Source organism: Nocardia asteroides (genome assembly GCF_021183625.1).
Lineage (GTDB): Bacteria > Actinomycetota > Actinomycetes > Mycobacteriales > Mycobacteriaceae > Nocardia > Nocardia asteroides_A.
This window is the reverse complement of sequence record NZ_CP089214.1, coordinates 4,798,410-4,814,135: the sequence shown is the minus strand read 5'-3', so window position 1 is coordinate 4,814,135 and position 15,726 is coordinate 4,798,410. Positions and strand designations below refer to the sequence as shown.

Annotated in this window: 15 protein-coding genes; 3 read left to right on the top strand and 12 right to left on the bottom strand. The window is 72.2% G+C overall.

The window, feature by feature from the left end:
• Window positions 1-7 precede the first annotated feature (7 nt).
• Window positions 8-1,105: a hypothetical protein gene (locus LTT61_RS22495; protein ID WP_233016044.1), complete on the top strand. Its 1,098-nt coding sequence runs from the start codon at window positions 8-10 to the stop codon at window positions 1,103-1,105.
• 79 nt (window positions 1,106-1,184) lie between these two features.
• Here the strand turns inward: LTT61_RS22495 and LTT61_RS22490 are convergent, their stop codons facing one another.
• The 5 genes from LTT61_RS22490 to rplN all read right to left on the bottom strand — a co-directional run bounded on the left by LTT61_RS22490 (window position 1,185) and on the right by rplN (window position 3,976).
• Window positions 1,185-2,357, bottom strand: coding sequence for an aminotransferase class I/II-fold pyridoxal phosphate-dependent enzyme (locus LTT61_RS22490; RefSeq protein WP_233016043.1), 1,173 nt, complete (start codon window positions 2,355-2,357; stop codon window positions 1,185-1,187).
• A 174-nt stretch (window positions 2,358-2,531) separates the two neighbouring features.
• Window positions 2,532-2,717, bottom strand: a complete 186-nt coding sequence (locus LTT61_RS22485) for a type Z 30S ribosomal protein S14 (protein WP_233016042.1) — start codon at window positions 2,715-2,717, stop codon at window positions 2,532-2,534.
• A gap of 4 nt (window positions 2,718-2,721) precedes the next feature.
• Entirely contained in the window at window positions 2,722-3,285 is a 564-nt protein-coding gene (gene rplE, locus LTT61_RS22480) for a 50S ribosomal protein L5 (protein ID WP_233016041.1), read from the bottom strand.
• Between the two features lie 2 nt (window positions 3,286-3,287).
• Complete coding sequence (gene rplX, locus LTT61_RS22475; protein WP_233016040.1) at window positions 3,288-3,605, bottom strand: 50S ribosomal protein L24; 318 nt, start codon at window positions 3,603-3,605, stop codon at window positions 3,288-3,290.
• A 2-nt stretch (window positions 3,606-3,607) separates the two neighbouring features.
• Entirely contained in the window at window positions 3,608-3,976 is a 369-nt protein-coding gene (rplN, locus tag LTT61_RS22470) for a 50S ribosomal protein L14 (protein WP_233016039.1), read from the bottom strand.
• 298 nt (window positions 3,977-4,274) lie between these two features.
• Here rplN and LTT61_RS22465 point away from each other — a divergent pair, with 298 nt between their 5' ends.
• Window positions 4,275-6,305, top strand: coding sequence for a M13 family metallopeptidase (locus tag LTT61_RS22465; RefSeq protein ID WP_420094683.1), 2,031 nt, complete (start codon window positions 4,275-4,277; stop codon window positions 6,303-6,305).
• Here LTT61_RS22465 and LTT61_RS22460 read toward each other — a convergent pair.
• A complete protein-coding gene (locus tag LTT61_RS22460; protein ID WP_233016038.1) occupies window positions 6,292-7,044 on the bottom strand; it encodes a class I SAM-dependent methyltransferase in 753 nt (250 codons plus the stop codon). The two genes, LTT61_RS22465 and LTT61_RS22460, sit on opposite strands and share 14 nt — an antisense overlap.
• An 81-nt stretch (window positions 7,045-7,125) precedes the next feature.
• On the opposite strand from LTT61_RS22460, the gene LTT61_RS22455 reads away from it, so the two are divergent.
• Window positions 7,126-8,046, top strand: coding sequence for an ABC transporter substrate-binding protein (locus tag LTT61_RS22455; RefSeq protein WP_233016037.1), 921 nt, complete (start codon window positions 7,126-7,128; stop codon window positions 8,044-8,046).
• A 2-nt stretch (window positions 8,047-8,048) separates the two neighbouring features.
• Here LTT61_RS22455 and LTT61_RS22450 read toward each other — a convergent pair whose 3' ends face one another.
• The 6 genes from LTT61_RS22450 to LTT61_RS22425 are packed head-to-tail and all read right to left on the bottom strand — an operon-like array spanning window position 8,049 to window position 15,719.
• Complete coding sequence (locus tag LTT61_RS22450; RefSeq protein WP_233016036.1) at window positions 8,049-8,813, bottom strand: ABC transporter permease; 765 nt, start codon at window positions 8,811-8,813, stop codon at window positions 8,049-8,051.
• Complete coding sequence (locus tag LTT61_RS22445; RefSeq protein ID WP_233016035.1) at window positions 8,810-9,580, bottom strand: ABC transporter permease; 771 nt, start codon at window positions 9,578-9,580, stop codon at window positions 8,810-8,812. Before LTT61_RS22445 ends, LTT61_RS22450 begins: the two co-directional genes overlap by 4 nt.
• Complete coding sequence (locus LTT61_RS22440) at window positions 9,577-10,536, bottom strand: ATP-binding cassette domain-containing protein (RefSeq protein WP_233016034.1); 960 nt, start codon at window positions 10,534-10,536, stop codon at window positions 9,577-9,579. Before LTT61_RS22440 ends, LTT61_RS22445 begins: the two co-directional genes overlap by 4 nt.
• A 50-nt stretch (window positions 10,537-10,586) precedes the next feature.
• The gene (gene nbtC, locus LTT61_RS22435; protein ID WP_233016033.1) at window positions 10,587-13,658 is read right to left on the bottom strand and encodes a nocobactin polyketide synthase NbtC; all 3,072 of its coding nucleotides are present in this window, start codon (window positions 13,656-13,658) and stop codon (window positions 10,587-10,589) included.
• Window positions 13,651-14,967 (bottom strand): polyketide synthase, encoded by a 1,317-nt coding sequence (locus LTT61_RS22430; protein WP_233016032.1) that lies wholly within the window; start codon window positions 14,965-14,967, stop codon window positions 13,651-13,653. The genes nbtC and LTT61_RS22430 overlap by 8 nt, the downstream gene beginning before the upstream one ends.
• On the bottom strand, window positions 14,964-15,719 hold the full coding sequence (locus LTT61_RS22425; protein ID WP_233016031.1) for a thioesterase II family protein: 756 nt from the start codon (window positions 15,717-15,719) through the stop codon (window positions 14,964-14,966). Before LTT61_RS22425 ends, LTT61_RS22430 begins: the two co-directional genes overlap by 4 nt.
• Between the last annotated feature and the right edge of the window lie 7 nt (window positions 15,720-15,726).

Sequence of the window (15,726 nt, the reverse complement as noted above, 5' to 3'; positions counted from 1 at the left end):
GGCAGTTGTGAGCGAGTACTGGTCCGGGGTCGTCGACACGATCTTCTACTTCACACAGTTCGAGCGGGAACTGGACGAGCGGGTCGTCGAGAAAATCTCCCGCGCCCTGCTGAACGAGCCGATCGGGACACTGACGCCGGAACAGGAGTACGCGGCACTCGCCGAGGGACTCCGCTCGAACGCGCCGCTGCCGACATTGGTGGCCATGCCCCAGCTCGACAGCGAGCTGCGCGATTTTCTGGCGCGGGTCGTCACCCGCCTGGACGAGCTTCGCCCGTGGCCGGAGTTGCCGTTCGCCGTCCTGCCGGATGACCACCTCGACCGATTCCAGGGCGCGCGGCCGATGGCCCGGATCCACCTGTCCGAACGCGTTGTGCAGGAGCGCCTCGGCCGCGCCTTCCACGCCAGTCCGGACGGCGCCTTCCTGCCGCTCCGCCTGCGCTCAGGAGCCGTGATCGGCCTGTTCTGCGACGTCTGGGACGACAGCGACGATGTGATGCTGGCGAGCGCGAGTTCGGAGCTGGAGCCGGAGCAGATCGCACGGGAACTCGCGGAGTCGTCGCGGATCGCGCGGGGCGAGATCACCCTGCTCACCGCTGATGACGTCGCCGCCACCATCGCGGGCTCGCGGTACGAGACGACGCCGATTCAGCAGCAGTTCCGGGGCGAGGATCAGCCGGGCAATGCCATCTGGGGCGGAAAGCACGTGCGCTACCTGGGCGCCGAGGAGCGCCGCGAGTTCGAACTCTCCGCGCACGACGGGCGGCTGTACAACGGCATCGGCCTGCCCTACGACACCGCCGCCGCACGGACTCTGTGGACTCCGCAGGGTGGCCGCGCGATCTTCGTGATGGACGAGTACGGCACTGTGTACTCGGCGCCGTACCACCTGCTCGGCGAGTTCCATCACTCGAGCTTCCTGGCCGGTGCGCCTGCGGCGGGGGCGGGGGAGATCGCGGTGCGCGAGGGCGAAGTGCTGCTGATCTCCGACCAGAGCAGCCACTACCGACCGGCCAGGCGATTCACCGCGCAGGTCGTCGACAGCCTGCGGAATCAGGGTCTCGACACCAGCTCGATCCGGATCGAGTACCACTCACCGCCCTGAGCCCGGGTGCGGAGCGGAGGCCAGGGGAATCGCCGCCCCGATTCGAGATCTCGACACGTTTCCGGGCGGCGTTCGTCCGCTACAGCCCCCGCTGCTCGGTGATCTCCAGACACAGCGCATCGATCATCGCTTCCCGCACGTGCGGGAGGGTGATCACGTGCGCCCGGTCGCCCGCGGTGGCGAGGTGGTAGCGGTGGCAGATGGCCTCGGCGGGACGGTCGAAGACGACCGTGACCGAGGCGGGGTGGCGCATCGGATTCGTGCCGGCGGCGGCGAGGGCGCGTTCGGCGTAGGCGGCGGTGGCGAGCGACGTGTGCGCGTCCGCCTCGAGGCCCGCGATGCCCTTGCCCGAGAGCGCGTACCAGAGGAGTACTCCGGCCAGCCCGGAGCGGGAGCAACCGAGGGTGACGTCGGTGGCGCCGACGTAGTCGCCCTCGATCGCGGTGTGCACCAGGTCGGCGCGGCACAGGGCGAGGGCGCAGACGACCGGTGTGCCGAGCGCCTTGTGCATGCTGATCCCGATGCTGCCGACCTCCGGCCGGGCGAAACCCCAGGTGGGGCCGTATTCGGTGAAGGGAATGATCAGCCCGCCGAGCGCCGCGTCCAGGTGCACGTAAACCTCGCCCGCCGCACCCGCGGCGGCGACGATCGCGTCCACGTCGTCGATCGCGCCGGTCATGGTGGTGGAGAGGGTGGCGACCACGATGGCGCCGCGCCCGGCACCCGGGCGGCAGGCGGCCGCGAGCGCGGCGGGGTCCATGCGGCCGGTGGCGTCGGCGGCCACGACGACCAGCTCGCGGCGCATGAGCCGGGCGGCCTTGCGGATCGAGTAGTGCGCGGCGCCGCTGCAGTAGATCTTCGCGTCGGGCAGCGCGACGCAGCCGCGGTCGAGGCCGAACAGGTTGGCCTCGCTGCCCGAGGCGGCGATGTAGCCGTAGGTCTCGTCGGGCGCCCCGTTGGCGAGCCGGGCCACGGCGTCCACGACGGCGCACTCCATCGGCTTCGAGCTGATCCCGGCCTTGTCCGCGCTGCGCGGGTCGCCGAGGTTGTTGACGAAGATGTCGAGGATTCCGGCGAGTTCGCTGAACCGGAAATCCATGTTCGTGGGGAAGCCGAGGAAGCGCGGCTTCTCGGCCAGCATGCCCGCGATGAAGGACTCGGTCAGCTGCCCGAGCTCACCGGAGGGGCGGGGCCGCGCGCCGATCGCGTATTCGTCGAGAAACGGTGCGGCAGTGCGGGAAAGAGTGTTCACAGCTCTCCGGTGCGTGCGTCGAACGGACCGCGGCAACGTTAGTGACACCCACTGTCACAACGGTGAATGGGTCGTGAACAAAGCACCGTTACGCCCGGTTTCCCACCGGATCATGCAGAACGCAGAACAGGGACCCGAGCCGTGGCTCGGGTCCCTGTTCGGGGGGAGATCAGCTCACCAGGAGCTCTTGTGCACGCCCGGCAGCTCACCGCGGTGCGCCATCTCGCGCAGGCAGATGCGGCAGAGCCCGAACTTGCGGTAGACCGCGTGCGGACGGCCGCACCGCTGGCAGCGGGTGTATCCGCGCACCGCGAACTTCGGCTTCGAGTTGGCCTTGTTGACCAGCGCTTTCTTCGCCATGTGCTCAGTTCTCCTTGAACGGGAAGCCGAGGTGCTTGAGCAGGGCACGGCCTTCTTCGTTGTTGGTCGCCGTGGTCACGACGGTGATGTCCATACCGCGCGGGCGGTCGATGCGGTCCACGTCGATCTCGTGGAACATGGACTGCTCGCTGAGGCCGAAGGTGTAGTTGCCGTTGCCGTCGAACTGCTTCGGCGAGAGGCCGCGGAAGTCGCGGATACGGGGCAGCGCGATGGAGACCAGGCGGTCCAGGAACTCCCACATGCGGTCGCCGCGCAGCGTCACCTTGGCGCCGATGGGCATGCCCTCGCGCAGCTTGAACTGCGCGATCGACTTGGTGGCCTTGCGGATGATCGGCTTCTGGCCGGTGATCAGCGCCAGATCGTCGACGGCGCCGTTGATCAGCTTGGCGTCCCGGGCGGCGTCGCCGACACCCATGTTGACGACGACCTTCACCACGCCGGGGATCTGCATCACGTTGGCGTAGTCGTACTCGGAGTTCAGCGCGTCCCTGATCTCCTCGCGGTAGCGGAGCTTCAGGCGCGGCTGGGTCTTCTCGGTGGTGGTCATGATCAGATGTCCTTCCCGTTGCGACGGGAGATGCGGACGCGCTTGCCGGTCTCGTCATCGCTGCGGTAGCCGATGCGGGTCGGCTTGCCGTCGGAATCCACGACCATCACGTTCGAGACGTGGATGGAGGCTTCCTGCGTGACGATGCCGCCGGAGGAGGCGCCGCGCTCGTTGGCGGAGTTCGCGACGTGCTTCTTGATCCGGTTCACACCCTCGACGAGGACCCGGTTCTGCTGCGGGAAGGCCTGGATGACCTTGCCCTTCGCGCCCTTGTCCTTACCGGAGATCACGAGCACGGTGTCGCCCTTGTGCACCTTCATGGTCAGAGCACCTCCGGGGCCAGCGAGACGATCTTCATGAACTTCTTCTCGCGCAGCTCGCGGCCGACGGGGCCGAAGATGCGGGTGCCGCGCGGATCGTTGTCCGGCTTGATGAGGACGGCGGCGTTCTCGTCGAAGCGAATGTAGGAACCGTCCGGACGGCGGCGCTCCTTGGTGGTGCGCACGACGACGGCCTTGACCACCTCACCCCGCTTGACGTTGCCGCCGGGGATGGCGTCCTTGACGGTGGCGACGATGATGTCGCCGATACCGGCATAGCGGCGCGACGAGCCACCGAGCACGCGGATGCAGAGAATTTCCTTCGCACCCGTGTTGTCGGCGACGCGCAGCCGCGACTCCTGCTGAATCACTTCAGCAACCTTTCGTTGACCTGGACATGAAGCACGCCGGATTTCCGACCCGACGGGCGTGGTCGGCTGCCCTCCGACGCGCGCCTGCCAGTGGTTCTCCGAGGTTCCGGAGCCGCCGCTGGGGGTTCACTGCCGAATTGCGGGGGCACGGCCTCCGCAGGCAACCGCACTAGTGTATGGGAAGCACCTGGCTCGGTCGAAATCGGGGGTGGCGGGGTAGCCTCGCGCGGGTGAGGTGCGCCGGTCGGGCGCCGACGACGGGATGCGGCCGGCGGTCGCATCGGATAGGGGAATCCTGGTGACTGCATCCGGCCGGTTGGACCGGCGCGCGTTCCTGGTCGCGCTCGGTGTCGTGCCCGCGGCCGTCTACCTGGCGTCCTGCTCGGCCGAGGAGGCGCCGGTGCGGCTGACCGGGGTGGACATGGGCGGCGCGGACGACGCCATCCGGCCGCAGGACGACCTCTACCGGCACGTCAACGGGCGCTGGCTGCGCGAGTTCCAGCTGCCGCCGGACAAGGCACAGGTCGGCGCGATCACCGAGGCGACCGAGCGCACCGAGTTGCAGCTGCGCGAGCTCATCGAGAGCATCGCCGACCCGGCGCCCGGCTCGGAGGCGCAGCAGCTCCGCGACCTCTACGACGCCCGGCTCGACCTGGCCGAGATCGAGCGGCTCGGGTTGACCCCGCTGGCCGGGTTGTTCGAGCAGATCGACAGGGCGCCGGGCAAGCCCGAGCTGGCGAAGGTGATGGCCGCGCTGCCGATCGGCGGGCTGATCGGCATGGGCATCGGCATCGACCGGAAGAACTCGACCCAGTACATCCCGAGCATCGGGCAGTCCGGGCTCGGCCTGGACGAGCAGTACTACCGCAAGCCGGAGTTCGCCGAGGACCTGGCCGGCTACCAGACCTACCTGCAGAAGGCCGCGGCGGGCGCCGGGCTGCCCGACCCGGCCGGGGTGGCGCAGCGGCTGCTCGACCTGGAGCGGCGGATCGCCGCCGCGCACTGGGACAACGTCCGGCTGCGCGACACCGACGCCACCTACAACCTGATGTCCTGGACCGAGCTGACGGCGCTCGCGCCGCAGTTCGACTGGGAGCCGTGGCTGGCCGGGAACACCGACCGGCCGAAATCGCTCTTCGACAAGATCGTGGTGGGGCAGCCCTCCTTCGTGACCGCGGCCGGTGCGCTCTGGGCGGAGGTGGATATCGCGGTCTGGCGCGACTACCTGAAGCTGAGCGTGATCCAGGCCTACGCCCGGTTCCTGCCCGCCGCCATCGCGGATGCCCGCTTCGACTTCTTCGGCAAGCAGCTCAGCGGGCTGGAGCAGAAGCCGGAGATGTGGAAGTCGGCCGTCGGGGTGGTCGACTCCAACCTCGGCGAGCAGCTCGGCAAGCTGTATGTGGAGAAGCATTTCCCGGCCGAGGCCAAGGAGCGGGCCCTCGTCATGGTCGACGACCTGATGGCGGCCTACCGGGAGAGCTTCACCAACTCGTCCTGGATGTCCGAGCCCACCAGGCGCGAGGCGCTGGCCAAGCTGGAGAAGATCGACACCAAGATCGGCTACCCGGACAAGTGGGTGGACTACTCGACGCTGGAGATCACCCGCGGCAAGCTCGTGGAGTCGCTGCTCGCGGTGAACGCGTTCGAGGTGAAGCGGGCCTTCGCCCGGCTCGGCACGCCGGTGGACAAGAGCGAGTGGGCGATGTCGCCGCAGACGGTGAACGCCTACTACTCGGCGACCACCAACCAGATCGTCTTCCCCGCCGCCTACCTGCAGCCGCCGTTCTTCGACAAGGACGCGCTGGACGCGGTGAACTACGGCGCGGTCGGCTCGACCATCGGCCACGAGATCGGACACGGCTTCGACGACCAGGGCTCCAAGTACGACGGCGACGGCAACCGCCGCGACTGGTGGACCCCGGCGGACCTGGACGCCTTCGAGGCAAAGACCGACCAGCTCGTCGCCCAGTACGACGTGCTGGTGCCGGAGGGGCTGGAGCCGAGCCAGCACGTGGACGGCAAACTCACCGTCGGCGAGAACCTGGCCGACGTGCGCGGGCTGCAGATCGCCTTCGCCGCCTACCGCCGCGCCGCCGAGCGCGCCGGGCAGCAGCCGGACTACCGCACGATGTTCCTCTCCTGGGCCCGCAACTGGCGGGAGAAGATGACCGAGGCGGTGGCGGTGCGGATGCTGCAGGACACGCACGCGCCCGGCGAGTTCCGCTGCAACCAGGTGGTGCGCAACGTCGCGGAGTTCTACCAGACCTTCGAGGTGAAGGACGGGGACACGCTGTTCCTGCCGGAGGATCAGCGGGTCAGCCTGCTCTGAGCTCGGCGGTCAGCAGGCGGTAGCCGAGGTCGAGTTCGGTGCGGTCGAGCAGCTCGGCGTGGCGGCGGTGCCAGCTGCCGTCGGCGAGGTCGGCGGCGAGCCGGTCGAGGCCGGTGCGGAGTTCGGGCTCCGGGGTGAGGCTGAACATGGAGGCGCCCGCCCGGACCAGCGGGTCGAGGTACGCCTCCGGGCGGCGCCAGAAGGCGCAGGCGAAGCCGTCGGCGCAGTCCCACGGCACCGGCACCGCATGCACGGCCGCGCCGAGCCACTCGGCGACCTCGGCGACCGGCACCGCGAGCGCGGCGTCGGTCGCCGCGGCGGCGGGCAGGTACTCGCGGAGCAGCCAGAAATCGGCGGTGACGGTGTGGTCCCAGGTGAGAAGGACGACCCGGCGGCGGGCCACCCGGCGCAGCTCGGCCAGCCCGGCGGGGACGTCGGCCCAGTGGTGCACAGTGAGCACCGCGAGCGCGGCGTCCACCGAATCGTCGGGCAGCGGAAGGGCCTCCGCGACGCCGCGCACCGCGGGCGCCGCGCCGGGCGGGCGCTGGCCGATCATGACCGCGCTCGGCTCGACCGCGAGCACGGTGCCGGGCGGTTCGTAGGAGCCGGTGCCCGCGCCGACGTTCAGTACGCTGCGCGCGGAGCCGAGCGCGGCGCGCAGCCGGGCCGCGATCCGCGGGTCGGGGCGGCGGGTGGCGGTGTAGGTGCGGCCGGTGCGGTCGTAGCGAGCCTCTGCCATCGATGGAGTGAAGCAGACCGCGGCGCTGGTCGCATACGGTCCCGATCACCGGGCACCCTGCCCGGAACGGAGGGAGAAGCGGTGCGCATCGCGGTGCTCGTGGCAGCGGCCCTGCTGCTGGTCGGTTGCCAGCTGCCGGAGCGAAGTGTCGAGGGAGCGGTGCGGGTACCCCACGCGCAGGGCGAGACCGTGCTCGAGCGGACACCGGTGCGGGTGGTGGCGCTCGGAGCGCAGTGGTCGGACGCGGCGCTCGCGCTCGGCGTGACGCCGGTTGGGCAGTTGACCGACGTGGCGGGGACGGTGCCGCCCTGGCGGTCGAGCGCGGGGGCAGCGACCGGCATCGACCCGGCGAAGCCACTGGGTCAGCAGGTCAAGGAGCTGCGGCCGGAGCTGATCCTGGTGGAGGGTGCGCTCGGTTCGCCGAGCACGTACCTGGAGCTGACCTCGATCGCGCCGACGGTCCCCGCGCTGGACGGCGCGCCGGTCGGGCGCTGGCGGGACCAGGTGCGCGCGCTTGGTGCGGCGCTGCGCGAGCCGGACGAGGCGGACGAGGTGATCGCGGCGGTCGACCGCAGGCTGGACCGGTTCGCGGCGCAGGCGGGCGGGGTGCGCGGGCGCACGGTAGCGGTGGCGTGGCTGGCCGGACCCGGGCAGCTCATCGTTGCCGTCGACCCGGCCGCGCCCGCGCTGGAGCTCTTCACCCGGCTCGGCATGCGGCTCCCGGAGGCCCTCGCGGCGCTCCCCGGCGACCAGGGTCGGGTGCTGCTCCCGGTGGACCGGCTCGCCGAGCTGAACGCCGACGTCCTGGTCATCGGCCACTCCCCCGGCACGGGCGCGGACGCCGCCGCGCTCCCCGGCTACGGCGAGCTCAGCGCCGTGCGGAACGGCACCGCGGTGCTGCTCGACCCGGTGGAGCTGGCCGGGCTGGAGTACCCGACCGCCCTTTCCGTGCCCTATCTGCTGAACCGCCTCGAGCCCGCCCTCCAGCGGGCCGCGGGCTGACGTCACTGCCGGGCGGCCGCTCGGTACCCGCGCACCGCGAGGAACCCGAAGACCGCGGTGAGCCCCACCGACCACGCGACGGTCTGCGCCAGCGGCCCCGCGACCGGCCCACCGAGCAGCAGCCCGCGCATCGCCTCCACCGCGCAGCTGATCGGCTGCCCCCGGACGATCGGCCGCAACCACTCCGGGTAGTTCTCCACCGGCACGAACCCGGAGTTGAAGAACATGGCGAGCAGCAGCACGGCGGCGAAGATCTGCACCACCTTGTCGCCGATCGCGCTGACCCCGACCACGATGACCATCGGGGTGAAGCCCGCGATCACCAGCACCGGGACCAGCACCGCGCCGAGCGCCCCGAGCACGCCCTCGTGGAAGCGCAGCCCGAGCAGCACGCCGACCACCAGGACGACGACGGTGGCGGCGAGTGCCCGCGCGCACTCGGCGAGCAACCGGCCGATCAGCCCCGCCGAGCGGTGCACCGGAAGCACCCAGAAGCGGCGCAGCAGCCCGCTCTGCCGCTCGCCGTAGAGCGAGAGCCCGGTGCCGGTGGCGCCGTACATGGCGCCGGCCACCGCGATCATCGGCACGAAGCCGTAGATCGGCTCGGCCCCGCCGGGCGGGGTGAGCGATTTGCCGAGCACCAGCTCGAACATGAGCAGCAGCAGGATCGGCAGCAGCAGCGTGGTGGTGAGCACCTCCTGCTGCCTGCTCCAGCGGCGCAGCAGCCTGCCGGTCTCGACCAGGCTCTGATCGATCAGGGGGGTCACCGCCTGCGCCTCCGCTCGGCTCGAACGGCCGCGGTGGCGGCCAGCAGCACCAGCCCGGCCACCCAGGCCGTCGCCACCGCGGTGGTGGCGGTGGCGCTGCCATCGGCCAGCTCGCGCAGCGCCCCCGCCACCTGCGAGACCGGCTGGTTCCGCACGAAGGGCTGGATCCAGCCGGGGAACCCATCGGCCGGGACGAAACCGGTCGACATCATGAGCAGCAGCAGCTGCGGCGCGAAGAGCACCGTCGCGCCAAGCTCCGGATTGGCGGTGGCGGTGCCGAGCGCGTCGGCGGCCAGGATGACCGCGGTGCCGAAGGCCAGCGTGAGCAGCACGAAGGCGAGCGTGTGGCCGGCCCCGTCGAAGCGGAACCCGAACAGCGTGCCGACCACGAGCGCCCCGGCCAGGGCGGCGAGCGCGCGCACCAGGTTGGCCGAGATGCGCGCGGCGGGCGGCACCCAGGCGCGCACCGGCATGGCCCGCAGCCGGGTTCCCATGCCGCCCCGCACCTCCCGCGCGGCGCGGTCGCCTGCGAACATGGCGGTGAAGAACATGGCCTGCACCACGATGAGCGGTGCCAGGTACTGCGCGTAGTCGATGCCGCCCGCTTCCATGGAGCGGCGCAGCGGCACGTAGATGCAGACGAAGAAGGTGAGCGGGGAGGCGAAGGCGAGGATCAGGTCGCCCTCGCGCAGCGCGGCCCTGATGCCGCGCTCGCTGAGCGCGGTCCACTGCAGGCTCGCGGGCACCCGCTCGACGGCGCCCGTCACGCGGGCACCTCGGCGGGCTTCTCGGTCAGCTCGATGAAGACCTCGTCCAGCGAGGGGCGGCGCAGCGCGATATCGATCAGCGGGATGCCCGCCGCCTCCAGCCTGCGCAGCGCCTCGGAGAGGGTGGCGGCGCCGTCCGGGGCGGGGATCGAGACCCGGTCGGCGGTCGCGGCGACGGTGGGGGTGCCGAGCCCGGCGAGCACCTCGGTGGCGGCGGCCAGCTGGGTGATGTCCGCCGGGACGACCTCGCAGAAGCTGGCGCCGGAGCGCGCCTTGAGCTGGTCGGCGCTGCCCTCGGCGATGACGGTGCCCCGGTCGACGACGATGATGTTGTCGCTGAGGACGTCCGCCTCCTCCAGGTACTGGGTGGTGAGCAGGATGGTGACGCCCTGCTCCCTGAGCTCGCGCACCAGCGTCCACAGGCCCTGCCTCGACACCGGGTCGAGCCCGGTGGTCGGCTCGTCCAGGAAGACCACCTTCGGCGGGCGGACCAGGCCGCAGGCGATGTCGATCCGCCTGCGCATGCCGCCGGAGTACTGCCCGACCCGCCGGTCGGCCGAATCCTCCAGGTCGAAGCGGGCGAGCAGCTCGTCGGCCTTCGCCCGCGCGGCCCTGCGGCGCAGCCCCATCAGCCTGCCGAAGAGCACCAGGTTCTCCCGGCCGGTGAGCATCTCGTCCAGCGCGGCGTACTGGCCGGTGAGCATGATCGAGCCGCGCACCGCGTCGGGATCGCGCACCACGTCGAACCCGGCGACGGTCGCCCGGCCGGAATCCGGCACGACCAGGGTGGAGAGCACCGAGACGGTGGTGGTCTTGCCCGCGCCGTTCGGCCCGAGCACGCCGAGCACGCTGCCGGCGGGGACGCTGAAGCTGATCCCGCGTAGCGCGTGTACCTCGCCGAAGCGCTTGCGCACCGAGTCGACCACGATGGCCGGGTCGGCGCTACTTCCTGTCACGTCGTGCTCCCCTTCCGGAAATGGTCCCGGCCGCTCCGGCCGGGGGATGCTCAGCCGAGCAGGGCGACCACCTCGTCGAGCGAGGCGCCGCCGAGGATGGCGGTCACCGGGAGGTCGCGGCTCAGGTCGGTCTCGATGCGTTTGCGCAGGTCGAGTGCCTGCAATGAGTCGAGGCCGAGCGCGACCAGCGGGGTGGTGCCGTCGATGTCGTCGTTCGGTTCCATGCCCATGACGGTGCGCAGGGCGACGCGCACGGTCTCCGCCGTGCCCGCGGGGGAATCGGCGGTGGCGCCGGGGGTGTTCCCGGCTCCGGCCGAGCCGGTGGGCCCGGCCGCCGTCGTCCCCGGCACGCCGGAGGTCGGCGCCGCGCTTCCGGCCGGGGCCGGGGCGTCGATCTCCAGATCGGCGAAGAGCGGCGCCATACCGAAGAGCCCGAAGAGGTCGCTGATCCTGGCCCAGTCGGCGGCGGCGACCAGGGCATTGCCGGGTTCGGCGGTGATGCCGGCGGTGATGGCAGCGGCCGGGTCCATGGGCAGCAGGCCGGTGCCGGTGATGGCGGCGAGCGCGTCGGCCCGGTCGGCGCCGACCGCGCGCCAGAGCCCCCACTGCACCGAGGTGACCGCGATGCCGTCGGCGCGGTACCCGGCGGCGGCGGCGTCGAGCAGCCGGTTCACGGCGGCGTAGACGAAGTGGCCGCGGCCGCCGATGGTGGCGGAGAGCGAGGAGCACAGCACGATGCGCGCGTCGGCGGTGCGCGGCAGGTGCCGGACCAGGTGCGCGAGCGCGGTGCTCTTCGGCAGGGCGGCTGCGCGCACCGCCGCCGGGGTCGGGGCGGTGCCGGCGGCGGCGTAGTCGACGGCGGCGTGCACCACGAGGTCGACCGGCCTGCCGTCGAAACCGGCGCCGAGTTCGCGCACCGCCGCCTCGTCGGTGACGTCGCAGGGGCGCACGGCGATCTCGGTGCCGCCGAGTTCGCGCAGCTCCTCGATCCGTGCCCGGGCCCGGGGTGAGCCGCCGGAGCGGCTCACCAGGGTGACCCGCCCGGCGCCGGCCCGCGCGAAACGCTCGGCGAAGTCGAGGCCGAGTTCGCCGGTGCCGCCGACGATCACGATCTCGGTGCGGCCGGTGAGGTCGAGCGGTTGCAGGTCGTCCGCGGTGCCGAGCCGCTTGGCGTACACCTTGCCCGCGCGGACCGCGAGCTCCGGCTCACCGGCCGCGTGCACCGCGCCGACCAGCGCCTTGGCCTGCTCCTCCGGAGTGCTGGCGGCCGGCAGGTCGAGGTGGCGCAGTGCGGTGCCGATGTGCTCGGCGGCCAGGCAGCGGTAGGCGGCCTGCGCGGCGGCGTGGAACGGGTCCGGGGTCTCGCCGTCGAGCACGGCCTCGCCACCGGCGGTGACCAGCCAGACGTCGGTGACCCCGCCGAGGTCGGTGAGCAGCGCCGGGAGCGCCGCGAATTCGGCGAGCGGTTCGACGGCGGCGACACTCGCGCCGGCCGGCGGGACCAGGACGACCAGGGTGTCGTGCCCCGCGGTGCGGTCGACCACGGTCGCCCCGTGCCGGGGAGCGGCGCTGCCGATCGCGGTGACCAGGTCAGCGCAGTGCCCGCTGTAGTCGAGCACCGCGATCGTGCGCGGCGGCACCAGTCTCCGCTTGCCAAGCGGCTTCCACCGCTCGACCAGCCGGTGCACCGGCGCGGGAACCGGCTCCGGCTCGACCGGCGCGGCGCTGTAATCGCGCACGGCCCACAGGTGCTTGCCGCCGGTGACGGTGTGCGGGAAGTCGAGCAGCGGCAGCCGCTTCGGGCCGTCGACGCGCAGCGCGTCCCAGCGGTACCCGGTGTCGGAGACGGCGACCTGCGCCACCGAGCGGGTGAACTCGCGCAGGTCGTCGGCGGTGCGCCGGGAGGTGCCGAGCACCTGGAAGTCGCGCTGCGCCGCGGCGGTGCCGAGGTTCTCCATCATGGCCAACGCGAGCGTCGGGTGCTCGGAGATCTCGACGAAGGTGTCGATGCCGCGCTCGACGGCGAGCCCGACGGCCTGGTCGAAGCGCACGGTGTTGCGCAGGTTCCAGTACCAGTAGTCGCCGACCGGCAGGTCGGCGGTGAGCGCGGCGCCGAGGGTGGCGCCGATGCACTCGATCGGCCCCTCGGTGAAGGACGGCCGGTCGAACTCGGCGACCAGCGCGGGATCGCAGAAGGTGGCGCGGAACTCGCTGACCAGCGAGGTGTGCGCGGGGTAGGCGACCCGGATCTCCTTGGCGAAGATGCCCTTCGCGGTGAGCTCGGCGACGATCTCCGCGAGCACCGGCTGGTCGCCGCCGATGACGAGCACGTGCGCCGAGTTGATCACCGAGAGCTCGGCGAAGCCGGAGGTGCGGGCGAGCAGCGCCTCGCAGGCGTCCCGGTCGACACCGAGCACCGCCATGGAGAAGGAGCGCCGCTCCGCCCGGAAGCGCATGCCGAGCCCGTCGACCAGGGTGCCGCGCAGCGTCACCACCCGGACGGCGTCGGCCAGCGTGAAGCTGTCCGAGACGACGCCCGCGGCGATCTCGCCCTGGCTGTGCCCGACCGTCGCGGCCGGCTCCACCCCGGCGGCCCGCCACATGGCGGCCAGCCCGAGCATCTGCATCATGAGCGCGGGCTGCACGACGCGCAGCCGCTCCTCGCCGTCCTGCGCCTCGTCCAGCAGGTAGGTCAGCGGGGAGACGTCGAAGAGTCGGTCGAAGACCTCCTCGGCCTCGTCCACCGCGGCCTTGAAGACCGGCGAGCGCTCGTAGTACATCCGCCCCATGCCGGCGCGCTGGCTGCCCTGGCCGGGAAAGGTGTACCCGACCCGGCGCGCGATGGCGGGCTTGCCACCGGCCACCACCGACGGATGCGGGCGGCCCGCCGCGACCGCCTCCAGCGCGGCGAGCAACTCGTCGCGGCCGGTGACCATGGCCAGCGCCCGGTGGCGGCGCGGCGTCCTGGTGCGGAAGAGCATCTCCGCGACGGCGTCCGGGGTCGCGCCGGGGTGCGCGAGCAGGTAGTCGCGCACTGCGGCGGCCTCGGCGCGCAGCGTCTCCGCGCCGTCGGAGGAGAGCAGCACCGGGGTGCTGCCGTCGGGGAGCCGGTAGTCAGCCACGGGGGTCCTCCTCGAGCGCAGGCATGGCCACGATGGCGTGCGCGTTGGTGCCCGCGACCCCGAACGAGGAGACGGCGGCGTAGCGGACGCCCGCGATCGGGGTCCAGGGGGTGAGCTCGGCGGCGAGCCGCATGGCGGTGGCGTCCCAGTCCACCTCCGGTGTCGGGTTGTCGGCGTAGCGGGTCGGCGCTATGGCGCCGTGCAGGCCGCTGAGCAGCACCTTGATCAGCCCGAGCATGCCCGCCGCGGCCTGCGCGTGCCCGGCGTTGGACTTCACCGAGCCGAGCAGCGGGCCGTCATCGGCCGAGCCCGCGGTGCCGTAGACGGTGGTGAGCGCCTCGAGTTCCAGCGGGTCGCCGACGGCGGTGCCGGTGCCGTGGCCCTCGATCATGCCGATGTACTCCGCCGGAATCCCGGCCGCCGCCACCGTTTTCCGGATCAGCCGCTCCTGCGCGGCGCTGCTCGGCACCGCGATCGGGGCGCCTGCGCCGTTGTGGTTGACCCGGGTGGCGAGCACCCGGCCGTAGACCCGGTGCCCCTCCGCGCGGGCGCGGGATTCGCGCTCCAGCACGAGCACGCCCGCACCCTCGCCCCAGAGCGTGCCGTTGGCCTCGGCCGAGTACGGCATGCAGCGGCCGTCCGGGGTGAGCGCGTTGGCCTTGGAGAACTCGTAGAACCCGGCGGGCGAGCCGAGCACGCAGACCGCACCGGCCAGCGCCAGCTCGCACTCCCCCGCGCGGATCGCGTTCGCGGCCAGGTGCAGCGCGGTGAGCGACGACGCGCAGGCGGTGTCGGTGTGGATGGACGGCCCGATGAGCCCGAGCGCGTGCGAGATCCGGCCCGGGATCGCCCCGTAGGCGGCGCCGGTGGCCCGGTAGCCGGTGTAGTCGTTGACCTCGGCGGCGTGCGGCCCGTAGTCGGTGTGCGAGGCGCCCATGTAGACGCCGACCTCGGCGCCTGCCAGGCTCGCCGGGTCGATCCCGGCGTTCTCCAGCGCCCGCCACGCCACCCGCAGCCCGACCCGCTGCTGCGGGTCCATGGCGACCGCCTCGCGCGGGGTGATCCCGAAGAAGCCGGCGTCGAAATCACCGGCGTCGTCCAGGAACCCGCCCGCGTCGGCGACGCTCCCCCAGCCCTCGCGCTCGCCGAGCCGGAGCAGCTCGCCGAGCCGCCAGCCGCGGTCGCGCGGGAACGGGCCGGTGAGGTCGCGGGCTTCGGCGAGCGCGGCCCAGTAGGCGCCGAGGGTCCGCACCCCGCCCGGCGCCTCGACCGCCATGCCCGCCACCACGACCGGATCGTGCTCGGTCATCTCGAGTCGCCCGGTTCGGCGGTGAGCGCCTCGGCGATATCGGCGACGTGGTCGTGCAGGTAGAAGTGGCCGCCGTCGAAGAGCGAGACCTCGATCTCCCGGTCGCTGTGCTGCTGCCAGGAGTAGAGGTGCCCGATGGTGACGAACTCGTCGTCGCTGCCGCCCATGGCGTGGATGTGGCTGCTCACGGTGACGTCCTTGTCGCAGGTGTACGCGTCGAAGGCGGCGTAGTCGGCCTTCAGCGCGGGCAGCGACATCCGCATCAGCTCCCGGTTGCCGAGCACCTCGGCGCCGGTGCCGTCCAGCCCGCTCAGGTGGTCGAGCAGCTCCTCGTCCTCGGTGGGGTGCGCGGGCATCTCCGCGACCTGCCAGGGCGCCACCGCCCCGGAGACCCCGAGCAGCCGCACCGGCAGCCCGGCCCGCTCGGCGAGCCGGGTGAACTCGAAGGCGACCATGGTGCCCATGCTGTGCCCGAACACGGTGAGCGGGGCGCCGGTGTTCAGCGGCGAGCCGCGGTACTCGGCGAAGGCGCCCGCGGCGAGCTCCTCGATCGACGTCGCCACCGGCTCGTGTCCGCGGTCCTGCCTGCCCGGGTACTGCAGCAGCCCGACGTCGAAGTTCGCGCTCAACGCCTTGGAGAACGGACGGTAGGTGGCGGCTCCGCCGCCCGCGTGCGGGCAGATCACCAGCGGCGTGGCGTCCGCGCTGCGCGGCTTGTGGAACTTCCGGATCCAGCCCGGCGCGATGGCCATCAGTCTT

Bases quoted from the DNA above. Each gene is read 5' to 3' on its own strand.
- LTT61_RS22485 (WP_233016042.1), bottom strand. From the start codon at position 2,717: ATGGCGAAGAAAGCGCTGGTCAACAAGGCCAACTCGAAGCCGAAGTTC.
- rplE (WP_233016041.1), bottom strand. From the start codon at position 3,285: ATGACCACCACCGAGAAGACCCAGCCGCGCCTGAAGCTCCGCTACCGC.
- rplX (WP_233016040.1), bottom strand. From the start codon at position 3,605: ATGAAGGTGCACAAGGGCGACACCGTGCTCGTGATCTCCGGTAAGGAC.
- LTT61_RS22460 (WP_233016038.1), bottom strand. From the start codon at position 7,044: ATGGCAGAGGCTCGCTACGACCGCACCGGCCGCACCTACACCGCCACC.
- LTT61_RS22430 (WP_233016032.1), bottom strand. From the start codon at position 14,967: ATGACCGAGCACGATCCGGTCGTGGTGGCGGGCATGGCGGTCGAGGCG.
- LTT61_RS22425 (WP_233016031.1), bottom strand. From the start codon at position 15,719: ATGGCCATCGCGCCGGGCTGGATCCGGAAGTTCCACAAGCCGCGCAGC.